Genomic DNA, 2,134 nt, shown 5'->3' on the forward strand with positions numbered 1-2,134 from the left:
AGATGTGTAAAAGAGACCGCCACCGGCCCGGCCCGGCCGGGGGGGCGCCCGACCGACTCCCACCCACCCCGCAGCACCGCCGCACCAACCCGACCCAGCTCCAACCCAACGCCAGCACCAACCCACCCCCCAACCTCCCGCACCCACCCACAAGCAAACACCCACACCTCATCCATCCATCCACCCACCCAGAGAAAGCAGGTGTTCGTGTCCGAGCAGAGGGAGTCCGCGGTGGGCTCCGTGGTCGATGTCGATCTGGACCACCTCGTCAACAGGGCCGCCATCCTCGACGTCATCGCCGCCTACGGGCTCGCCTACGACTGCGGGGACTACGCGCGGCTGGGCGACCTGTTCACCGAGGACGCGCGGTACGCGTTCACGCCGGCCCCGGAGTCCTTCCCGCCGTACGTGGCGGGCCGGGCCAACATCGTGGCGGCGATGGCCGCGCTCCGCAGCCACCACGAGGAGACCCGCAAGGCGCACCAACGTCACTTCACCACCAACACCGTCATCACCCGGCGCACCGCCGACCGGGCCGAGGCGCGGTCGCTGATGACCGTCGGCTTCGCCTTCGAGGACGGCCACCAGGAGTTCAGCCGCAGCGGCGTCTACGCCGACGTACTGGCCAAGGAGGGCGGCAGGTGGCGGCTGGCCAGCCGCCACCTGTGGCTGATGGAGCTGCCCCCGCTGTTCGGCCCCCTGCCGTCCGGCGACCGCTAGCCACCTCCCGCCGGTACCGCACCGACCTCAAGAAAGGGCGACGTGATCCCCGTACTCGACCTCTTCCAGCTCTCGGCCGGACCCGACGCGGAGAGCGAACTCGGGCGGCTGGCCCGCAAGTACCCCGTCATCCGCACCCGCCAGACGGGCGGGATCGAGGCGTGGACCGTGCTGAGCGCCGCCCTCACCCGGCAGTTGCTCGCCGACTCCCGCGTCTCCAACGAACTGCATCCGCACGCCGCCCACGCGGCCCAGTCCCCGGACGGCGCCACCGTACTCTTCGAGCAGGACGACCCGGACCACGCCCGCTACCGCAAGCTGGTCGGCGCCGCCTTCAACTCCCGTGCCGTACGCGGCCTGGAGACCCGCATGGTGGACATCGCGGGGCGGCTCCTGGACCAACTGGGGGACAGCGGCACGGTCGACTTCATCGAGGCGTTCGCCAACCCCTTCCCGCTGGAGGTGATCTGCGAGCTGCTGGGCATCCCGGTCACCGACCGGCCGGTGTTCCAGACCCGGGTGGAGAACGTGGACTCGCCCGTCCCCGCCGTCCGCAAGGCCGCGCTCACCGCCTTCCTCGCCTACTGCGGCAGCCTGGTCGAAGCCAAGCGGCGGGAGCCGACGGAGGACCTGCTGAGCGAGTTGGTCATCGCCAGGTTCGACGACGGCACCGCGCTCACCGACCTCGAACTGGTCGGCTTCTGCTCGGTCCTGCTCTTCGCCGGCCACGTCACCACGGCGTACGCCATCTCCAGCACCCTGGTCGAGCTGATCGTGCACGGCGACCAACTCGCCGCACTGCGGGCCGACCCCGCGCGGATGGCCGACGCCGCCGAGGAGGGGCTGCGCTACCGCGGTTCGCTGCTCGCCACCACCAACCGGGTGGCCACCAGCGACATCGACGTCGGCGGGGTCCGCATCCGCCGCGGCGACCTGGTGCGCTTCCTGCTGGCCGCGGCCAACCGGGACCCGGTGGTACGGGACGAGCCAAACGCCTTCGACATCGACCGGGCCACCCCGACGCACCTCGCCTTCGGGTACGGCCCGCACTTCTGCCTCGGGCAGCGGCTGGCCCGCCAGGAGATCAAGGTGGCCCTGACCGAGGTCGTCTCCCGCTTCGGCACGCTGGAGCTGCCGGTGCCGGCGGACGAGCTCCGCTGGCACCCGTCGGACTCCCTCCGCGGCCTGTCGGGACTGCCGCTGCGCTACGCCCGCTGAGTCGCCGGACCCACGCCTGCCGAACTGCTGGTTCACGCCCGCTGACCTGGCGGGCCCCCGCGCCGGCCGGCCCCGGAGCGCTACCGCTCGGGGGGGGGTGTCTTATAAACATGGGGGGGGGCGCGAGACGGACTCCGATCGGGGTTGGCGGGGGGGGGTGGTTAAAAAAAAAGAGGGGGGGGGGGGGGGGGGGGGG

At 71.7% G+C, this 2,134-nt stretch carries 2 protein-coding genes; both read left to right on the forward strand.

Annotation, left to right across the window (positions count from 1 at the left end; genetic code table 11):
• Positions 1–207: 207 nt before the first annotated feature.
• Complete coding sequence (locus tag AAHZ94_RS36265; RefSeq protein WP_349997876.1) at positions 208–720, forward strand: nuclear transport factor 2 family protein; 513 nt, start codon at positions 208–210, stop codon at positions 718–720.
• Between the two features lie 42 nt (positions 721–762).
• On the forward strand, positions 763–1,938 hold the full coding sequence (locus AAHZ94_RS36270) for a cytochrome P450 (RefSeq protein WP_349997877.1): 1,176 nt from the start codon (positions 763–765) through the stop codon (positions 1,936–1,938).
• The last annotated feature ends 196 nt before the right edge of the window (positions 1,939–2,134 follow it).

This window comes from Streptomyces sp. HSW2009 (genome assembly GCF_040240285.1).
Taxonomy (GTDB): domain Bacteria; phylum Actinomycetota; class Actinomycetes; order Streptomycetales; family Streptomycetaceae; genus Streptomyces.